This window comes from Flexivirga meconopsidis (assembly GCF_026162425.1).
Lineage (GTDB): Bacteria > Actinomycetota > Actinomycetes > Actinomycetales > Dermatophilaceae > Flexivirga > Flexivirga meconopsidis.
Window position 1 is genome coordinate 377,530 of the sequence record NZ_JAOBQJ010000003.1, and the last position, 19,607, is coordinate 397,136.

General features: G+C 68.0%; 16 protein-coding genes. 10 read left to right on the forward strand and 6 right to left on the reverse strand.

From position 1 onward, the window contains the following. The first annotated feature begins 22 nt into the window (after positions 1 to 22). Genes nuoL through N2M23_RS11585 form a run of 7 tightly spaced genes read left to right on the forward strand, consistent with a single transcriptional unit; the run spans position 23 to position 9,287 of the window. A complete protein-coding gene (gene nuoL / locus N2M23_RS11555; RefSeq protein WP_265446169.1) occupies positions 23 to 1,918 on the forward strand; it encodes an NADH-quinone oxidoreductase subunit L in 1,896 nt (631 codons plus the stop codon). Continuing rightward, on the forward strand, positions 1,918 to 3,585 hold the full coding sequence (locus N2M23_RS11560) for an NADH-quinone oxidoreductase subunit M (protein ID WP_265445659.1): 1,668 nt from the start codon (positions 1,918 to 1,920) through the stop codon (positions 3,583 to 3,585). The genes nuoL and N2M23_RS11560 overlap by 1 nt, the downstream gene beginning before the upstream one ends. Beyond that, positions 3,582 to 5,126 carry an NADH-quinone oxidoreductase subunit NuoN gene (gene nuoN, locus N2M23_RS11565; protein ID WP_265445661.1) on the forward strand — a complete coding sequence of 515 codons (1,545 nt, stop codon included), beginning with the start codon at positions 3,582 to 3,584 and terminating at the stop codon, positions 5,124 to 5,126. Before N2M23_RS11560 ends, nuoN begins: the two co-directional genes overlap by 4 nt. 10 nt (positions 5,127 to 5,136) lie before the next feature. Next, positions 5,137 to 6,147: a polyprenyl synthetase family protein gene (locus N2M23_RS11570; protein WP_265445662.1), complete on the forward strand. Its 1,011-nt coding sequence runs from the start codon at positions 5,137 to 5,139 to the stop codon at positions 6,145 to 6,147. A 56-nt stretch (positions 6,148 to 6,203) separates the two neighbouring features. Next, entirely contained in the window at positions 6,204 to 6,854 is a 651-nt protein-coding gene (locus N2M23_RS11575; protein ID WP_265445663.1) for a TetR/AcrR family transcriptional regulator, read from the forward strand. Beyond that, positions 6,851 to 7,996, forward strand: a complete 1,146-nt coding sequence (locus N2M23_RS11580) for an alanine racemase (RefSeq protein ID WP_265445664.1) — start codon at positions 6,851 to 6,853, stop codon at positions 7,994 to 7,996. Before N2M23_RS11575 ends, N2M23_RS11580 begins: the two co-directional genes overlap by 4 nt. After that, positions 7,989 to 9,287 (forward strand): D-arabinono-1,4-lactone oxidase, encoded by a 1,299-nt coding sequence (locus tag N2M23_RS11585; RefSeq protein WP_265445666.1) that lies wholly within the window; start codon positions 7,989 to 7,991, stop codon positions 9,285 to 9,287. The genes N2M23_RS11580 and N2M23_RS11585 overlap by 8 nt, the downstream gene beginning before the upstream one ends. Before the next feature lie 162 nt (positions 9,288 to 9,449). On the opposite strand, the gene rarD is transcribed toward N2M23_RS11585, so the two are convergent. Next, complete coding sequence (rarD, locus tag N2M23_RS11590; RefSeq protein ID WP_265445668.1) at positions 9,450 to 10,418, reverse strand: EamA family transporter RarD; 969 nt, start codon at positions 10,416 to 10,418, stop codon at positions 9,450 to 9,452. Between the two features lie 245 nt (positions 10,419 to 10,663). Here rarD and N2M23_RS11595 point away from each other — a divergent pair, with 245 nt between their 5' ends. Further along, positions 10,664 to 11,599, forward strand: a complete 936-nt coding sequence (locus N2M23_RS11595; protein WP_265445669.1) for a hypothetical protein — start codon at positions 10,664 to 10,666, stop codon at positions 11,597 to 11,599. A gap of 42 nt (positions 11,600 to 11,641) precedes the next feature. Here the strand turns inward: N2M23_RS11595 and N2M23_RS11600 are convergent, their stop codons facing one another. Continuing rightward, the gene (locus N2M23_RS11600; RefSeq protein ID WP_265445671.1) at positions 11,642 to 13,048 is read right to left on the reverse strand and encodes an MFS transporter; all 1,407 of its coding nucleotides are present in this window, start codon (positions 13,046 to 13,048) and stop codon (positions 11,642 to 11,644) included. A gap of 85 nt (positions 13,049 to 13,133) precedes the next feature. On the opposite strand from N2M23_RS11600, the gene N2M23_RS11605 reads away from it, so the two are divergent. After that, on the forward strand, positions 13,134 to 13,730 hold the full coding sequence (locus N2M23_RS11605; protein WP_265445673.1) for a TetR/AcrR family transcriptional regulator: 597 nt from the start codon (positions 13,134 to 13,136) through the stop codon (positions 13,728 to 13,730). 64 nt (positions 13,731 to 13,794) lie between these two features. Here N2M23_RS11605 and N2M23_RS11610 read toward each other — a convergent pair whose 3' ends face one another. Then, complete coding sequence (locus N2M23_RS11610) at positions 13,795 to 14,892, reverse strand: 2-oxoacid:ferredoxin oxidoreductase subunit beta (RefSeq protein WP_265445674.1); 1,098 nt, start codon at positions 14,890 to 14,892, stop codon at positions 13,795 to 13,797. Continuing rightward, positions 14,889 to 16,760, reverse strand: a complete 1,872-nt coding sequence (locus N2M23_RS11615; protein WP_265445675.1) for a 2-oxoacid:acceptor oxidoreductase subunit alpha — start codon at positions 16,758 to 16,760, stop codon at positions 14,889 to 14,891. Before N2M23_RS11615 ends, N2M23_RS11610 begins: the two co-directional genes overlap by 4 nt. 226 nt (positions 16,761 to 16,986) lie before the next feature. Here N2M23_RS11615 and N2M23_RS11620 point away from each other — a divergent pair, with 226 nt between their 5' ends. Beyond that, positions 16,987 to 18,282, forward strand: coding sequence for a chloride channel protein (locus N2M23_RS11620; RefSeq protein ID WP_265445676.1), 1,296 nt, complete (start codon positions 16,987 to 16,989; stop codon positions 18,280 to 18,282). A 21-nt stretch (positions 18,283 to 18,303) separates the two neighbouring features. Here N2M23_RS11620 and N2M23_RS11625 read toward each other — a convergent pair whose 3' ends face one another. Together N2M23_RS11625 and N2M23_RS11630 are read right to left on the reverse strand one after the other, a co-directional pair. Next, entirely contained in the window at positions 18,304 to 19,194 is an 891-nt protein-coding gene (locus tag N2M23_RS11625; protein ID WP_265445677.1) for a sigma-70 family RNA polymerase sigma factor, read from the reverse strand. Continuing rightward, on the reverse strand, positions 19,146 to 19,589 hold the full coding sequence (locus tag N2M23_RS11630; protein WP_265445679.1) for a carboxymuconolactone decarboxylase family protein: 444 nt from the start codon (positions 19,587 to 19,589) through the stop codon (positions 19,146 to 19,148). Before N2M23_RS11630 ends, N2M23_RS11625 begins: the two co-directional genes overlap by 49 nt. Positions 19,590 to 19,607: the final 18 nt, after the last annotated feature.

Sequence of the window (19,607 nt, forward strand, 5' to 3'; positions counted from 1 at the left end):
AGGCAGAGAGGTTTACGTGACCATGCATGACGCCACCGGTGTGGCCTCGGTCGGCTGGCTGATGATCGCCCTGCCGCTGCTCGGCGCTGCCGTGCTGCTGCTCGGCGGTAAGGCGCTGGACAAGGCCGGCCCCTACCTGGCGGTCCTCCTGTCCTGGGCCGCGTTCGTGATCGGCCTGCTGATCGTGCTGCAGTTGCGCGGCCGCGGCGCCGAGGAGCGGGCGATGCACCTGCACCTCTACTCGTGGATCCCGGCCGGTTCGCTCAACCTGGACGCCGGTTTGCTGATCGACCAGTTGTCGACCACGTTCGTGCTGCTGATCACGTTCGTCGGGTCGCTGATCATGGTCTACTCGCTGGGCTACATGGAGCACGACCCCGACAAGCGCCGCTTCTTCGCCTACCTCAACCTGTTCGTGGCGTCGATGCTGCTGCTGGTGCTGGCCGACTCCTACGTGCTGCTGTTCGTCGGCTGGGAGGGCGTGGGCCTGGCGTCATACCTGCTGATCGGCTTCTGGAACTGGAACCCGGCCTACGCGACCGCCGCGAACAAGGCGTTCTTCCTCAACCGCGTCGGCGACATGGGCATGTTGCTTGCGATGTTCATCATGTTCTGGGCGTGGGGCAAGCTCGACTTCGCCGGTGTGAACGCCGCGGTTGCCGGCACCGGCAAGGGCACGCTGCTCGCGATCGGGCTCTGCCTGCTGGTCGCCGCCTGCGGTAAGTCGGCGCAGTTCCCGCTGCAGTCCTGGCTGGGCGACGCGATGGCCGGCCCGACGCCGGTGTCCGCACTGATCCACGCCGCGACGATGGTGACCGCGGGCGTCTACCTGATCGTGCGCAGCAACGTGATCTTCACCGCCAGCGAGAACGCCCGCCTCGCGGTCTGCATCGTCGGCGCGATCACGCTGGCCGCCGGAGCGATCATCGGCTGTGCCAAGGACGACATGAAGAAGGCGCTGGCCGCCTCGACGATGTCGCAGATCGGCTACATGGTGCTGGCCGCCGGGCTCGGCCCGGTGGGCTACGCGTTCGCGATCTTCCACCTGGTCACGCACGGCTTCTTCAAGGCCGGCATGTTCCTCGGTGCCGGTTCGGTGATGCACGGGATGAACGATCAGGTCGACATGCGCCGCTTCGGTGGGCTGTCCACGGTCATGAAGATCACCTGGGTCACCTTCGGGCTCGGCTTCCTGGCGATCATCGGTTTCCCGGGTCTTTCCGGATTCTGGTCCAAGGACAAGATCATCGAGTCGGCGTTCATCGGGGAGGGCTGGAAACCCTGGGTGTTCGGCCTGACCGCGCTCCTCGCCGCCGGCGTCACCGCGTTCTACATGTCGCGGCTGTTCTTCATGACGTTCATGGGCAAGCGCCGCTGGACCGAGGACGTGCACCCGCACGAGTCGCCCCTCACGATGACGATCCCGATGATGATCCTCGCCGTCGGTTCGGCCTTCCTCGGTCTCATCCTCGGCCCGACGAACATCATCACCGACTGGCTGGAGCCGGTCGTCGGTGCGCACGAGGAGGGTCACCCGGTCATCGGCCAGTACCCGCTGATGGCGATCACCGTCGTGCTGATGATCATCGGCGTCGCGATCGCGTGGAAGATGTATTGGCGCGACGACGTGCCGATCACACCACCGGTGGGCTCGCCGCTCACCCAGGCCGCCCGGCGCGACCTCGGCCAGGACGATCTCAACGAGGCCGTCTTCGCCCGTCCCGGTCTGCACCTGACCCGGTCGTTGGTGTTCTTTGACAACAAGGTCGTCGACGGCGGTGGCAATGGCATGGCCGCCGGCATCGGCGGCAGCTCCGCCCGCCTGAAGAAGATGCAGAACGGATACGTGCGTAGTTACTCCCTGACGATGCTGCTCGGTGTCGTAGCGATCCTCGGCGCCTGGTGGGTGGTGCAGTGATGTCGGACTTTCCCTTCCTGACGACCCTCGGCGTCATACCGCTCGTCGGTGCCGCCGTCGTGTCGCTGCTGCCCAAGGGGTCGGCCCGGCTGGCCCGCCCGGTCGCGCTCGTCTTCTCCCTCATCACCCTGGTCGTCGGCATCGTCGCGGCCACCCAGTTCAAGACCGGTGGCGGCCAGCCGCAGTTCCAGCTGACCGAAACCCACTCGTGGATCCCGCAATTCGGGGTTTCCTACGCGCTCGGTGTGGACGGTATGGCGCTGGCGCTCATCCTGATGAGCCTGGTGCTCGTGCCGATCTCGCTGCTCGCGGCGTGGAACGACGTGCCCGAGGGCGGCCGGCGCGAGCAGACCTACTTCGCGCTGCTGCTCGTGCTGGAGACGTTCATGGTCGGGGTGTTCGCCGCGACCGACGTGTTCCTCTTCTACGTCTTCTTCGAGGCGATGCTGATCCCGGTCTACTTCCTGATCGGGCTGTATGGCGGACCCCGCCGGCAGTACGCCGCGGTGAAGTTCCTGCTGTTCTCGCTGTTCGGTGGGCTGATCATGCTGGTTGCGGTGATCGCGCTCTACCAGCAGGGCCCCGGCGGCGACCAGGGCTTCCTGGTCAGCACGCTGACCGGGCTCAACATGTCCGCATCGACCGAGCGGTTGCTGTTCGTTGGCTTCTTCATCGCCTTTGCGATCAAGGCCCCGATGTGGCCGGTGCACACCTGGCTGCCGGACGCCGCCTCCGAGTCGAAGCCGGCGGTCGCCGTACTCCTGGTCGGCGTGCTCGACAAGGTCGGCACCTTCGGGATGATCCGCTTCTGCCTCCAGTTGTTCCCCGAGGCCAGCAAGTGGGCCACGCCCGTGGTCATCATCCTGGCGCTGATCTCGATCGTCTACGCCGCGATCGCGGCCATCGGCCAGAACGACATGATGCGCCTGATCGCCTACACCTCGGTGAGCCACTTCGGTTTCATCGTGCTGGGCATCTTCGCGGTCACCCAGACCTCGATGATCGGTTCGCAGCTCTACATGATCAACCACGGTTTCACCACCGCGGCGCTCTTCTTGTTCGCCGGCTTCCTGATCGTGCGCGGCAAGAGCAAGAACATCACCGACTACGGCGGCTGGCAGCGGATCACCCCGGTGCTCGGCGGCGTCTTCCTGATCGCGGGCCTGTCCGGCCTTGCGCTGCCCGGCCTGAACTCGTTCGTGTCGGAGTTCCTGGTGATGATCGGCACCTTCCAGCGCTACCAGGTCGCCGGCGGCATCGCCGTCGTCGGTGTGGTGCTGGCCGCGCTCTACGTGCTGCTGATGATCAAGAACGTGCTGACCGGCCCGAAGCCGCAACTGGCCGCCGGCCCGGACGGCACGCTCGCGCTGGGCGACGACGGCACGCGCCCGCACACCGGCGTGACCGACACGCTCTTCGACGAGCCGGACACCAAGATCGAGGACATCCCTGCCGAGGCAAAGGTGCGCGGGTCGTCGATCCGCGACCTCGACCTGCGGGAGAAGACCGTCGCGGGGGTGCTCGTCGCCATACTCGTCGTGCTCGGGTTCTTCCCGAAGCCGGCCCTCGACCTGCTGCGCCCCGCGGTGTCGCAGACCCTGCAACACGTGGGCGTCCAAGACCCGTCGCCGCACGCCGACGCCAACCCTGAGGGGAGCAGCAAGTGACCTCGCCCGCCACGTTCACGCAGGCACACATCTCGTATGCCGCTGTCGTGCCGATGCTCGTCATCTTCGGCGCGGCGCTGGTGGGTGTCCTCGTCGAGGCGTTCCTGCCGCGCGCCCAGCGTTACCTGGTGCAGCTCGGCGTGACGCTGATCGGCCTCGTCGCCAGTTTCCTCACGCTGGTGCTGATCGCCCGCAACAACCGCGGGGTCACCGCAGCCAGTGCCGTTGTCATCGACGCCCCCGCGCTGATGCTGCAGGGCACCGTGCTGGTGCTGTCGTTCTTCGCGGTGCTGCTGATGGCCGAGCGATTCGACACCAAGTACCCCGACGCCTTCACCCAGTCCGGCGCGTCGGTGCCGGGCTCGCCGACCGAGACCAACGCGGTCCGGCTGGGCGCGACGACCACCGAGGTCTTCCCGCTGACGCTCTTCTCGGTCGGCGGCATGATGCTCTTCGTCGCGTCGGGCGATCTGCTGATCATGTTCATCGCGCTCGAGGTGCTGTCGCTGCCGCTCTACATCCTCACCGGCCTGGCCCGTCGTCGTCGCCTGCTGTCGCAGGAGGCCTCGCTGAAGTACTTCCTGCTCGGCGCGTTCTCCTCGGCGTTCTTCCTGTTCGGTTCGGCGCTCGTCTACGGCGCGACCAAGACCATCCAGTTCGGCGCCCTGGCCGACGCCGTCGCGTCCACCAACGGCCGAGACGACATCCTGATCCCGGGCGTCTTCCTGATCGCGGTGGGTCTGCTGTTCAAGGTCGGCGCGGTGCCGTTCCAGTCCTGGACCCCGGACGTCTACCAGGGCGCTCCCACCCCGGTCACCGGTTTCATGGCGACCACCGTCAAGGTGGCCGCGTTCGGTGCGATGCTGCGGCTGTTCTACGTCGCCCTCGACGGGCTGCAGTGGAACTGGCAGCCGGTGCTCGCGGTGATCGCGGTGCTGACGATGATCGTCGGGTCGGTCTTCGCGGTCACCCAGACCGACATCAAGCGGCTGCTCGCCTACAGCTCGATCTCGCACGCGGGCTTCCTGCTGATCGGCGTCGTCGCGCTCAACAAGACCGGCCTGTCCGGCACGATGTTCTACCTGGTCGCCTACGGCTTCACCACGATCGCCGCCTTCGGCATCGTGGCGCTGGTGCGCTCGTCCGGCTCGGAGGCGACGCACCTGTCGCAGTGGGCCGGACTCGGCAGGACCAGCCCGGTGCTGGCCGCGACCTTCTCCTTCCTGATGCTCGGTTTCGCCGGGATCCCGCTGACCTCGGGCTTCACCGCGAAGTTCGCGCTGTTCTCCTCGGCGGTCGGTCACGGCGCGACCTGGCTGGTCGTGGTCGCGGTGCTGATGAGTGCGGTCACCGCGTTCGTCTACGTGCGGATCATCGTGCTGATGTACTTCTCCGAGCCGACCGGCGACACCCAGGTGGTGATGCCGTCTCCGCTGACCGGCATCGCGGTCACCGCGGGTGCGTTGATGACGCTCGTGCTCGGGGTGGCACCCGCGCCGTTGCTCAACCTGGCGCAGCACTCCGCCCTCTTCATGCGATGATCGCCCTCCGATGAGCAACCCACTGCCGGCACCCGCGCCGGCCACCAGCATGATCCCCGAGGCCAGTCCCGAACTCGCCGAACGCCTGGCGGTCGGGCTGGCCGCGGTCAACGAGCGGCTGACCGCGGTCGTCGAGCACGAGGACGAATTCATCGCCGGGGCGTCGCAGCATCTGCTCGCCGGCGGCAAGCGCTTCCGGCCGCTGCTGACGCTGCTGAGCAGCGAGCTCGGCACCGGCCGCAACGCGCAGGTTGTCGACGCGGCCGTCGGGGTCGAGCTGACCCACATCGCCTCGCTCTACCACGACGATGTGATGGATGCCGCGGAGCGGCGGCACGGCAAGGCCAGTGTCAACGCCACCTACGACAACATCACCGCGATCATCGTCGGCGACCTGCTGTTCGGCCGGGCCTCGGAGATCGTCGCCGGCCTCGGCAGCGAGGCCGCACGCATCCAGGCGCAGACCTTCGTCCGGCTGTGCGCCGGGCAGATCCGCGACGACCGGCAGGCGCCGTCCGACGCCGATCCGCTCGAGCACTACCTCGGTGTGCTGGCCGACAAGACCGGCTCACTGATCGCGACCGCCGCGCGCTACGGCGCGATGTTCGGCGGCTGTGACGAGCAGACGGTCGAGATCATGCGGCAGTACGGCGAACTCGTCGGGATCGTCTTTCAGCTGTCCGACGACGTCCTCGACATCGCCTCCGAGGGGGAGTCGGGCAAGACGCCCGGCACCGATCTGCGCGAAGGCGTGGCGACGCTGCCGACGCTCTATGCGCGTGCGTCGACCGATCCGGCCGACGCACGGCTGCAGGAGCTGTTGTCGCATCCGCTGACCGACGACGCCGAGCACGCTGAGGCGCTGGCCCTGCTGCGTGCGCATCCGGCGTTGGAGCAGGCCCGCCGGCATACCGAATCCGTTGCAGCGCAAGCGGTTTCGTTGCTCGCGCCATTGGGTGACAGCGACGCGTTGCGGGTGTTGCGGGCGTTGCCCGGTCAGGTCGCCGGTCGTAGCGCCTGATCGGCATTCCGGGCGATTCATGGACGCTCGTCCATGAACGGGATTAGCATCGGTTTATGGGCCGGGTAGCAGCCGAGCAACGTCGCACCGAGCTGATCGACGCCACGATCAAGATCGCGGTGGCCGAAGGCCTCGAAGCTGCCACTGTACGCCGAATCGCCAAGGAAGCGGGCGTTCCGCTGGGCACCGTGCATTACTGCTTCGGGTCCAAGGCGGCCCTCATCGCGGCGGTGGCGGAGTCGATCGAGCAGCCCGACCTGGGTGCTGAGGATCTTGGCCGGTTGCCGGCGGATCAGGCGATCCTGGCGGCCTTCCGTGAGTACTGGCGCCAGGTCGGCTCCGATCGACGGCGCCAGTTGCTCATCTACGAACTCGTCGCGCACCTGTCCCGCGGCGGCAGCGAGGCTCGGCCGATCGCGCAGCAGTTGATGCAGCGCGCCTATGGCGCGGTGCTCGGCGCGCTCGAAACCTACGCGGCCGCCAACGGCCGGGCCATGCCCGACGACGCGATGCTGCTCGCGCGCGGCATCGTCGCGCTCACCGACGGGGTCAGTCTGTCCTGGATCGTCGACGATGACGACGAGTCGGCCAACCGGATCCTCGAAGTGGTGGCCCTCATGATCGGCGGCACCGTCGACTTCCTGATGCCGAAGATCGAGGCACCGGATCAGGCAGGCCGGACCGAAACGACTGAGCCGCCGGCATGACTGAGCAGTTGTGGAGCTCGATCGAGGCGATCGGCGCGCCGGCGGCGGTGCTCGACGTCGATGCCGCCGAGCACAATGTCGCCGAGATGCGACGCCGTGCGTCGGGAACGCCGATCCGGGTGGCATCCAAGTCGATTCGGGTGCGCGGCCTCATCGAGCGCATGCTGCGCGAGCCGGGTTACGCGGGGGTGCTCGCCTATTCGGCGGCGGAAGCGGCATGGCTTGCCCGGTCGGGTGTCGACGATGTGCTGATCGCCTATCCGACCGTCGACGTGGAGACGATCAAGCAGGTGGCCGCAGAGCCGGCACTGGCCGCTCGGGTCACCTTCATGGCCGACCTGCCGGAGCACGTGCGGCTGCTGGACAGTGCGGCGTCCGGCACGCCGCTGCGGGTCTGCCTCGACGTGGACGCGTCCCTGCAGGTCGGCAAGACGGTGCTCGGTGCACATCGCTCGAGCGTGCACAGCGCCTCTGAGGCCGCCGAATTTGCCCGGGCGACAGCGCGATTGGACGGTGTGCGGCTCGTTGGCCTGATGTTCTACGACGCGCAGGTCGCCGGGGTGCAGGACACCAATCCCGCTGTTCGGCTGCTCAAGCGCCGGTCGGTGGCGGAGCTGGCGACTCGGCGGGAGCGGGTGTTTCGCGCCGTCTCGTCATACAGCTCGATTGAGGTGGTGAACGCCGGCGGCACCGGCAGTTTGCACCTCGTCGGCGGTGCTCCGGTGACTGAATTTGCAGCGGGCTCAGGGCTTTTCGTACCCACGCTCTTCGACCGGTATGACGGGGCAGATCTGCAGCCGGCGGCTTACTTCGTGTCACCGGTGGTCCGCAAGCCACGACCGGACGTGGCGGTCACCTTCAGCGGCGGTTACTCCGCGTCGGGTGCGAGCGGTCCGTCGCGGGTGCCGCGCCCGGTGCATCCGGAGGGCTTGCGCTACTTCGGCCAGGAGGGCGCCGGTGAGGTGCAGACCCCGCTTCGCGGTGCCGCCGCGCGTGACCTGGAGATCGGCGACCCGGTGTGGTTCCGGCACGCCAAGGCGGGCGAGATGTGCGAGCGCTTCAACGAGATCCTCCTGGTGCGAGACGGATCGATCGTCGACCGGTTGCCGACCTACCGAGGGGAAGGACAGAACTTTGGCTGAGTGGCGCAACTGGTCCGGCACGGTCGTGAGTCGGCCGCGCGAGGTGGTGATGGTGCACGACGTGCCGCACCTGCAGCTGTTGTGTGAGGAGTCGGCGCGCGAAGGTCGCCGGGTCAAGGCTGTCGGTGCCGGGCATTCGTTCACCGGGATCGCCGAACCGACCGATGTGCTGGTCCGGATGGACCGGCTGTCCGGTGTGCGATCCGTCGACGAGGGGACCGGGCGGGTGTGGGTGCACGCGGGGACGCCGTTGCACGTGCTCGGCCCGGAGTTGCAGCGGCGCGGACTGGCCATGACCAACCTCGGGGACATCGACCGGCAGACCATCGCCGGCGCGGTGTCCACCGGCACGCACGGCACGGGCGCCGGATTCACCGGCATCGCAGGGCAATTGACGGGTGTCGAGCTGGTGCAGGCCGACGGATCCCTGCTGCGGGTGACCGAGACGGAGAACGCCGAGCTGCTTCCCGCGGTCATGCTGAGCCTCGGTGCGCTCGGCATCGTCACCGCGCTGGAGATCCAGTGCGTCCCGAAGTTCCTGCTGCACGCCGTCGAGGCACCGGCGTCCCTCGACGAGGTGCTCGACGGGATCGACGAACGCGTCGACGGCACAGACCATTTCGAGTTCTACTGGTTCCCGCACACCGACCGGGTGCTCACCAAGTCCAACACCCGGCTCACCGACGAGTCGAAGCGCGACCCGCTGCCGGCGTGGCGCTCGCGCATCGACGACGACCTGTTGTCGAACAAGTTGTTCGGTGCCCTGAACAAGGCGACCACGCGAGCGCCGCGCGTCATACCAGCAATCAATCAGGTATCCGCCCGGGCGCTGTCCCGGCGGGAGTTCACCGACTGGTCCTACCGGGTCTTCGCCTCCGAGCGGGACGTCATCTTTCGCGAGACGGAGTTCGCCGTCCCTCGCGCCGCGGTGCCGGACGTGCTGCGGGAGCTGCGGTCGTGGCTGTCCCGCAAGGTCGAGGTGATCGCCTTCCCCGTCGAGGTGCGCTTCGCGGCGGCGGACGACCTGTGGCTGTCGACGGCGCACGGTCGTGAGTCGGGCTACATCGCCATACATCAGTATGCCGGGCGCGACCACAGCCGATATTTCGAAGCGTTCTGGTCGATGCTCGCCGGACTCGACGCGCGGCCGCACTGGGGCAAGATGCACGATCTGGGCGCCGCCGAATTGCGTTCTCGTTACCCGAAGTTCGACGATTTTGTCGCGTTGCGCGACCGCCTCGACCCGGGGCGGGTCTTCACCAACGGCTATCTGGACCGGGTGCTCGGCTGAGCGGATCGCGACCGGCCCCTCCCGCCGAGAGGCTCACTTATCGCCCAGGGGCTCACATATTCAGACCCAGGAGCGCCGGAATAAGTGGGCCGCTCGCCGATAAGTGAGCCTGTCGACGAGGGGGTTGACCCGGGCAGAGACCGCTGCCTGACCACCGATGGTTCAGATCGCGCAGTTCTCCGCCGCGCGGGCGAGCCGACGGGCACGAGTGGCTGCGCCGAGTGAGTCGATCGTCAACAGGAGCAACGCGATCCAGACGATACCGAAGCCGATCCAACGCGCGGCCGGCATGTGCTCGCCGAGCAGCACCACACCGCAGAGCAGCTGGAGCACCGGGGTGATGAACTGCAGCAGCCCGATCGTCACCAACGGCACCCGGCTCGCGGCAGCGGCGAAGAGCAGCAGCGGCACTGCGGTGACGATGCCCGAGCAGAGCAGCAGCACGGTGTGCACCCCGCCGTGCGACGCGAAGGTGGTGTCGCCGCGGGCGGCCAGGATGAGCAGCACGACGGCCGCGATCGGGGTGAGCACCGCGCTCTCCGCGGTCAGGCTCTGGATCGCCGACAGCGATCCGCCGATCCGCTTCTTCATCAGGCCGTAGCTAGCGAAGGACAGTGCGAGCACGATCGAGATCCATGGCGGCCGGCCGTAGTCGATCGCCAGGTAGACGCAGGCGATGGCGCCCACCGCTACGGCGACCCACTGCAGCAGGCGCAGCTTCTCCCCGAGTACGACGACGCCGAGCGCCACCGTCACCAGCGGGTTGAGGAAGTAGCCGAGGGCCGCCTCGACGGTGTGGCCGCTCACCACCGCCTGGATGTAGACCGTCCAGTTGACCGCGATCAACAGGCCGGCGATCGTCGTCGCGCCCAGCTGACGCGGGTTTCGGGCGAGCCGCACGAGGAAGCCGAGCTGCCCGGTGGTGGCGAGTGCGATCAGGCAGACCGCCAGCGTCCAGATGATCCGGTGCGACAGCACCTCCCACGCACCAGCCGGCTTGAGCGCGTCGAAGTAGAGCGGGAAGACACCCCAGATCAGGTAGGCCAGGAATCCGTAGAGCGCACCGTTGCCGGTCTTCGAGGTCGTCTTGGCCGTCGAGGTCTGCGGCGGGGTGGACTGCACGGTGGCCATCCTCCCACTGTGGCGGATCCGACCGTGAAGCACCAGCGACAATTACTGCAGCACCGTGCAGTCGCGCTACACAGTGCGAGACCGGTTCGACGCGAAGGCGTGCCGCCCGGTGGGGTTGACCAACTCTTGGCGCGGAATTGACGAGGCTCTTACCCGCTCGCCACCGGACTCCCAGCGGGACACAGCAGGCTGCCGCGGGCACGCACCACCCGTCACCAATCCCGTCCACACCACAGTGAGGAAACATGCGCACTCGTCACGCACTGCTTGCTGCTCTCGCGACCCTGCCGCTCGCCGCCACCGGGGTCGCGACCGCCCCGACCGCCAAAGCAGCCACCACCGCCAAGGTGCTCTTCGACAACGGCCACGCCGAGACCGCCGGCAACGCCGACTGGATCATCTCCACCTCGCAGCCCAACCCGTTCAGCCAGGACTCCGCCCCGACCCGCGAGACCGACTGGACCGGTGCGCTGTCGTCGTGGGGTGTCTCGTTGGCGCAGTACCGCTCGACATACACCTCACTGGCCACCACCACCCGCGCGCTGACGTATGGCGACAGCTCCAACCCGCAGGACCTGGCGAACTTCACCGAGGTGGTCGTCCCCGAGCCGAACACGTCGTTCACCGCGGCCGAGCGCACCGCGCTGATGAAGTTCGTGCAGAACGGCGGCGGGCTCTTCCTGATCATCGACCACGCGAACAGCGACCGGAACAACGACGGCATCGACAGCGTCGGCGTCGCAAACCAGCTGTTCAGCGCCAACGGGGTCGACAACACCAACCCGTTCGGCATCACCGCCGACGTGAAGAACTACAGCTCCGAGGACGAGACCAACATCCCGGCTGCGGCCAAGTCGCACCCGGTCATCAACGGTCCGTGGGGCACGGTCACCGGGTCGATCCTGCGCGGCGGCACGACGTTCACCATCGACAAGGCCGCCAACTCCTCGGCGACCTGCCTGCTCTACCGCAACGCGGTCAGCAACATCGGCACCACCGGCTGCTTCGTGGCGGCGTCCACCTTCGGCTCCGGCCGGATCGTCACCTGGGGCGACTCGTCACCGGTCGACGACGGCACCGGGCAGAGCGGCAACACGCTGTATGACGGCTGGAACGACCCGGCTGGCACCGATGCCGAGCTCGCCCTCAACGCGACCGACTGGCTGGCGAAACTGAGCTGAGTCTTCGCAGTCGCAGCAGGTCCATCCCCGGACCGGACCCACTCAGTCCGGGCACTTGGCCGGTGCCTGCGCGGCGACCGCCCCCACCGGCGAGCCCATCCGGCGGGGGTGTGTCGCGGCGGCCGTCAGGCTCGCCAGCAGATATACGGCCGCCACGAGGCCGAGTGCGACGTGCAGACCTCGATACCAGTCTTCGGTGCTCTGCAGGACCAGGCCGATGACGGCGACACCGACGAGGGTGCCCAGCTGTCGATTGGTGTTCAGCACAGCTCCCGCGTGGTTGGCGTGTTCGTCGCCCGCGGCCTGCACGATGGCGGCGGTCATCGATGCGGTGACCAGCCCGGCGCCGCTATTGGCCAGGCCGAGCGCGATCGCGAGGTACCAGTAGGGGGTGCTCGGATCAACCGGCAGCAGGAGCGCGGTTGCGATCCCTGCGAGTCCGAGGCAGACCGCCATGATCGCGGAGTTGCTCCACCGGTGGTGGATCTTGGTATACACCAGGTTCCCCAGGGGGAAGCAGACGGTCATCGGTAGCAGTTGCAACCCGGCCTCCACGGCGCTGACGTGGCGGGCATTCTGAAAGAACAGACCCATCAGGTAGAGACACCCGTAAAGCGCTGCGCTGTAAAGAAATCCAACGACGTTGACGCCGCTGAACGAGCGGCGTCCGAACAGGCGCCAGGGCATGACCGGATCCGTCGCCTGCCTCTGGTGGATGGCCAGCACGACAGCTGAGCTCACCAGGAGCACGACGGCGATGCGAATCGGGGGTGCGTCGAACCCACTGGTGTGCCCCTGGATCAACACGAATGAGCCAGCGGCGACGGCAAGAAAGAACAGCAGATTGCCGACCGGTGAGACTCGCCGTCCCGTGCCAGTGGTCGAAGGGATGACACGCGTTGTCAGGAGGATTCCGATGATCACGACGGGGATGTTGATCAAGAAGATGCTGCGCCACCCGAATGCACCGACCAAGATGCCGCCGATGGACGGGCCGACCGCCGCGGACGTGGCGACCATGGCTGACCACAGTCCTAGCATGCGGGCTCGTTGCGCCGGTTCGGTGAACATCCCGACGAGCAGTGCCAGTGAGCTCGGCATAAACAGCGCTGCGCCGGCGCCCTCGACCGCCCGTGCCGCAATCAAGCTCGCTTCGTCCGGGGCGAGCGCGCAGCCAACCGAAGCCACTAGAAACACGACCATGCCAACCAGGTAGAGACGCCTGCTCCCGTATGCCGTTGCGAGCGCACCGCCCAGTAGAAGTAGGGATGCGAAGGTCAACACATACACGTCGACCACCCACGTGATCTCACTGAGCGAGCTCTGCAAGCTCTTGCCGATGTCGACAGCGGCGACGTTGACCACCGTGGCGTCGACCGACGCCATCACGAATCCGGAAGCCAGCGCAGCCAGCACGAGTGCGGACGACTGGCGAGATGAAGCGCCCACAGTCCCTCCTAAACGGACGACACAATTCCGGTTGGGACCGTAGCGTAAGCGGACGGAGATCGTCCAGTTTGCTAGGGTTGCCGTCATGAGAACGGGTTCCGCCGCGCGAACGCTGCTCTTGGGTGAGCAGCCGCCACGCGCGGACGCCGAGCGCAACGTCGATGCGCTGCTGGCGGCGACGCGAGAGTTCGTCGTGGCCGGAAATCTGGACCCGTCGGCCGCACAGATCGCCGCGCGCGCCGGTGTCGGGGTCGGGACGCTCTACCGACGCGCGCCGCGCAAGGAGACGCTCTTGGCTGCGGTCGTGGTCGATCTGCTCGATGGGGTGAGCGCAAGCGCCGCGACCGTGGCGGACGGCTCGGCCGACGCGTGGGAGGGTTTCCGGGCGTTCGTGCTGGACTACTTGCAGATCCGCCAGATCACCTGTCGTATCAACCACACGCTCGAAGACGAGTTCGACGGTGCGGTCGGTGCGGCCATGGCTCGCACTCGTGAGGCGTTCAACGCAATGACCGAGCGGCTGCATGACCGCGGCGCGATCGATAGCACGCTCACCGCTGAAGAGCTCATGGTGATGCTTGCTTCCATCGACCCCGTCGACGCGACCCTGGGTCTACGACCCGATGCCAAGCGTCAGCAGGCCGCGACGAACCGCATCATCGACAGTCTCCGCGCGCGTTAGCCCGTGTCGGTGGTCACCGGCTCGCAGAGCTCAGACGCAGGTCCGGGCTCCGGGTCGTCGCGGCTCAGGCGCGCGGCTCCATCGAGCCCTCGACGGTCCAGGTGTCCTTGCCGTGCAGCAACTCCATCAGCTCGGCGTCGGTCGCTGGCCCGTCGGGGGACGCCGCGGCGACCTGGGCGCGCACGCCGTCGTCGTAGGTCGGCCGGTCGACATTGCGGAAGATGCCCATCGGCACGTGCGCCATCGACGGGTCGTCCAGGCGGGAGATCGCAAACGCCAGCGACGGATCGGCAGCGGCCACGTCGTGGGTGACGACCGTGGCCGGATCGGCGCCCTTTTCAGGGACGACGGAGAGGTTGCCGTCGGCGCCGCGGACCACGACGCGGGCTGTGTCGCCCTCGCCGGCCCGGATCGGCTCGCCGTCGGTCAGGTGCAGGATGCGCGCCTGCCCGTCCTCGGAGTCCTTGAGCACGTCGAACGCGCCGTCGTTGAAGATCGGGCAGTTCTGGTAGATCTCCACCAGCGAACTGCCGCGGTGCTCGGCGGCGGCACGCAGCACCTCGGTCAGGTGCGTGCGATCCGAATCCATCGTGCGCGCAACGAAACTCGCCTCCGCGCCGAGTGCCAGCGACACCGGGTTGAACGGCTGGTCGACCGAACCGGCCGGGGTCGACTTGGTGACTGCGCCGATCTCGGAGGTGGGGGAGTACTGCCCCTTGGTCAGGCCGTAGATCTTGTTGTTGAACAGCAGGATCGTCAGATTGACGTTGCGGCGCAGCGCGTGGATCAGGTGATTGCCGCCGATCGACAACGCGTCACCGTCACCGGTGACCACCCACACCGACAGATCGGGCCGGCTGGTCGCCAGCCCGGTCGCGATCGCCGGCGCCCGGCCGTGGATCGAGTGCATGCCGTAGGTGTCGAGGTAGTAGGGGAACCGGCTGGAGCAGCCGATGCCCGAGACGAAGACGATGTTCTCGCGGCGCAGCCCCAGGTCGGGCAGGAAGCTCTGCACCGCGTTGAGAATGATGTAGTCGCCGCAGCCAGGGCACCAGCGCACCTCCTGGTCGGAGGTGAAATCGCGCTTGGTCTGCTTGTCGCCGTCGGGCAGTCGTGGCACTCCTGCGACGCCGCTGGCCGGCATACCGAGATCGATGCTCATGCCCGGCTCCCTTCATGGAGAACTTCCAGGTGTTCGTTGATCACCGCAGCGAGTTCGACTGCGGTGAAAGGCAACCCACGCACCGCGGTGTGACTTTGTATGTCGACGAGGTATTCGGCACGCAGCAGTAGCGCGAGCTGGCCGAGGTTCATCTCCGGCAGCACCACGCGGTCGTAGGAGCGCAGCACCTCCCCGAGGTTGGCCGGCATCGGTGCCAGGTTGCGCAGGTGCGCCCGGGCCACCTTGGCTCCGGTCGCCCGCGCCAGCCGGGTGGCCGCGGCGATCGGGCCGTAGGTCGAACCCCAGCCGAGGACAAGGAGTTTCGCGTCGCCGCCCGGGTCGTCGACCTCCAGGTCGGGCACCTCGATGCCGTCGATCTTCGCCTGCCGCAGCCGCACCATCGTGTCGTGGTTGGCCGGGTCGTAGCTGATCTCGCCGCTGCCGTCGGCCTTCTCGATGCCGCCGACCCGGTGCTCCAGCCCAGGTGTGCCCGGCACCGCCCAGGCTCGTGCCAGCGTCTGCTCGTCACGCACGTAGGGGTGGAAGACCGGCTTGCCCTTGGCGTCGGTCGCGTTGGGCTCGGTGGCGAATTCCACGTCGACCGAAGGGAGTTCGTCCAGCGACGGCAGCCGCCACGGTTGCGAGCCGTTGGCGAGGTAGCCGTCGGTGAGCAGGATCACCGGCGTGCGGTAGGTGGTCGCGATGCGCACCGCCTCGATCGCCGCGTCGAAGCAGTCGGACGGCGAGGACGCCGCGATGACCGCGACCGGCGACTCGCCGTTGCGGCCGAACATCGCCTGCAACAGGTCGGCCTGCTCGGTCTTGGTCGGCAGCCCGGTCGACGGGCCGCCGCGCTGCACGTCGATGACGACCAGCGGCAGCTCCAGCGACACCGCGAGGCCGATGGTCTCCGACTTCAGGGCCAGGCCGGGGCCACTTGTCGTGGTGACGCCGATCGCGCCGCCGAAGGACGCACCGAGCGCCGACCCGATCGCGGCGATCTCGTCCTCCGCCTGGATCGTGGTGACGCCGAAGTGCTTGAGCTTGGACAGGTTGTGCAGCAGGTCCGAGGCGGGGGTGATCGGGTAGCTGCCGAGCACCAGCGGCAGCCCGGCGCGGTGCGCCGCGGTGGTCAGCCCGTAGGCGGTCGCGACGTTGCCGGTGATGTTGCGGTAGGTGCCGGAGTCCATCGGCGCGGGCGCCACGGCGTACTGCACGGAGAACGCCTCGGTCGTCTCGCCATACGCATGGCCGGCGCGCAGCGCCGCGAGGTTGGCTTCGAGGATGTCCGGCAGCTTGGCGAACTTGGTCGCGAGGAACGCGCGGGTGCCGTCGAGCGGCCGGGTGTACATCCACGACAACAGCCCGAGCGCGAACATGTTCTTCGCGCGCTCCTTGTCCTTGCGGCCGAGGTCGAAGTCGGCCAGTGCCTCGACGGTGATCGAGGTCAGCGGGACCGGGTGCACCTGCCACGACTCGAGCGAGCCGTCGTCGAGGGGACTTTCGGCATACCCGACCTTCGACAGGTTCCGCTTGGTGAACTCGTCGGTGTTGACGATGATCGTCGCGCCGCGCGGCAGGTCGCCCAGGTTGGCCTTGAGCGCCGCCGGGTTCATCGCGACCAGCACGTCGGGGGCGTCGCCCGGTGTCAGCACGCTGTGGTCGGCGAAGTGCACCTGGAAGCTCGAGACACCCGGCAGGGTGCCCTGCGGTGCGCGGATCTCGGCGGGGAAGTTGGGCAAGGTGGACAGATCGTTGCCCAGCACGGCGCTGTCGCTGGTGAAACGGTCTCCGGTCAGCTGCATTCCGTCGCCGGAGTCGCCGGCGAATCGGATGACGACGCTGTCGATGTTCTTCAGGGTGCTCACGTAGGCTCTCCTGCTCGGCTCTCCCTTCCCAATCTACGCGGCGGCACTACAGGTGTACTCACAAGGGCCGGATGGCGGACCCGTCATCATGGTGTCGACGCACCGCTTCAGGGGAAGGAGCCGCCCACCCGTGGGACATCGTCACCGCCGTACGCCGGTGCAGTGCGAACGCGAGCGAGTGCCACCACCACTGCTCAAACGTCGGCTCCCGTCCGGGCGCGCGGCGATGAGCCAGCCCAATGTGACCGGCGACGGGGAGGCGGCGCTCACCTGGCAGTTCTGGGCGGCGATCGTGGTCACCGGCGTCGCCGCCGGCTTGCTGGGCGGCCTGTTGATGTTGCTGTTGCGGGCCGTCTCGTGGCTGGCGTATGGCGCGAGCGACCTGCCCGACTTCGCCCGCGCCGTGCAGGATGCCTCACCCTGGGGCCGGGTCTGGCCGCTGCTCCTCGCGGGCGTCATCGGCGGCGTCGGGTGGTATGTGTTGCGGCGCTACACACCCGGTCGCAGGACGGACGTCGACGACATCCTGTGGACCGGCCACGGGCGGCTCTCGCTGACCCGGAGCACCGGTACGTCGGTATTGTCCGAGATCGTCGTCGGGCTCGGTGCCTCGCTCGGCCGGGAGGCGGCGCCGAAGCTGATGGGCGCGGTCGCCGGCAATCTGCTCGCCGAGCGGCTGCACTTCACCCCCGCACAGGTGCGGTTGATGGTCGCCTGCGGGGCCGGCGCCGGCTTTGCCTGTGTCTACAACGTGCCGCTCGGCGCGGCGCTCTTCACCGCCGAGGTGCTGGTCGGTGCGGTCAACCTGCCGGTCGTGCTGCCCGCGCTGGCCTGCTGCGCGGTGTCGACCGCGACGGCTTGGTTGATCCTGCCCAATCAGGCCGTCTATGTCGGGGTGCCGCAGGTGACCACGACCGTCGGGCTGGTCGTCTTCGCGTTGGTGATCGGCCCGATCGTCGGCGGGGTCGCCGCTGCCTACGTGCGGCTGATCGGCATCGTGTCGCACCACGCGGTGCGTGGCCGGTGGCTGCTGGTCACCCCGTTGCTCGCCTTCTCGGTGCTCGCCCTGCTCGGCCTGAAGTATCCGCTGCTCTACGGAAACGGTTCGGACTCAGCGCATTTGGCACTTCTCGGCGGCGGATCGGTCTCGCTCTTCGTGGCCCTGACGATCCTGAAGCCGTTGGTGACGGTGATGTGTCTCGGCAGCGGCGCGTCCGGTGGGCTCTTCACCCCGGTGCTGGCCACCGGTGCCGCGCTGGGGGCCGTCGTCGGCACGCTGTGGAACGACGCGTGGGGCGGCACGGCGATCACCGCCTATGTGCTGGTCACCGCCGCGGCGATGATGGGTGCCGGGATGCAGGCGCCGCTCGCCGGGGTGGCGCTGATGCTGGAGCTGACCCACACCGGGGTGGCGGTGCTGGTGCCGATCATCGCCGCGACGATGATCGCGACCGCGGTCAGCCGGTGGATCGACGGCTACTCGATCTATTCGGCCCGGCTCGCGGGGCCTATCGAGAGTTGACGCACCGTCATACCGGCGCCGTCATACGAGGGTGAGCTTGTCGGGGTTGCCGACGAACATGATCTCGGCGATGCGACCGTCCTGCACCCGCAGCGTGATCACCCGCCGGTCGGCGTCGCCGTAGAACTCCAGTGCCGGAAAACCGTTGACCTGCATAGGTGTCGAGCGGGCGCCGCCCCTGCAGATCCCGATCATGAAACGGGCGATCTTGTCGGCGCCGAGCACCGGATTGAGTGCCGAGGACACCCGGCCGCCGCCGTCGGCCCAGAGCACCGCGTCGTCGGCGAGCACCGCCTCCAGGTCGGCCAGCGCTCCGTCCCTGGAGGCGGCGACCAGAGCGTCGAGCAACCGTCGGTGGGTCTCGGCATCGGTGTCGAACCGCGCGTCCCCGCCAAGACGCGCGGTGGCTCGCCGGAAGAGCTGCCGGCAGCTTGCCTCGGTGTGATCTATGACGGCGCCGATCTCCTGATACGAGTAGGCGAATCCGGTGCGCAGCACGTAGGTCGCGCGCTCCGGAGCGGTGAGGCGCTCGAGTAGTTGCACCGCCGCCAGGGACAGCAGGTCACGGTCGACGGCAGCCTCGTCGGGCAGCCGATCGGTAGCCACCGGCTCGGCGATCCACGGGCCGATGTAGTCCTCCTGCCGGCGCTGGCGCGCCCGCAGCCGGTCGATCGCGAGCCGGGTGACGGTGGTGGTGAGGAAGGCGTCGGGGTTGCGCAGCTCGCCGGTGCCGGCCAGTCGCAGCCAGGCTTCCTGTACGACGTCCTCGGCGTCCTGCCACGAGCCGAGCATGCGGTAGGCATGGGCGAGCATCCGCGGCCGGCCGGTCTGCCAGGCCGCGGCGTGCGGGTCGCCCGTGGCCGTCACCTGATGGGCGGCTGCTGCAGCGTCGGTATGGCGATCCGGTTCCACACGTTGATGGTCGCGATCGCCATGAGCAGGTCGGCCACCTCCCTCTCGCTGAACTCGTCGGCGACGGCGTTCCACGTCTCGTCGCTGACCCCGCCCTCGCTGACCCTGGTCACCTCGTCGGTCAGCGCGAGGGCCGCGCGCTCGCGGTCGGTGTAGAACGGCGAGTCCTCCCAGGCCGCCAATCCGTAGAGCCGCTGCGGCTTTTCGCCGGCTTCGGTCGCGTCGTGGCTGTGCATGTCGACGCAGAACGCGCAGCCGTTGATCATCGACGCGCGCAGTTTCACCAGCTCGTAGAGGGTCGGGTCGACGTTGGCGGCGCTGTACTTCTCCATGCCGTAGATCGCCTTGATCGCGTCGGGTGCCACGGTCGACAGGTCCATGCGCTGGGTGGGCATCGGGTGCTCCTTGGTTTG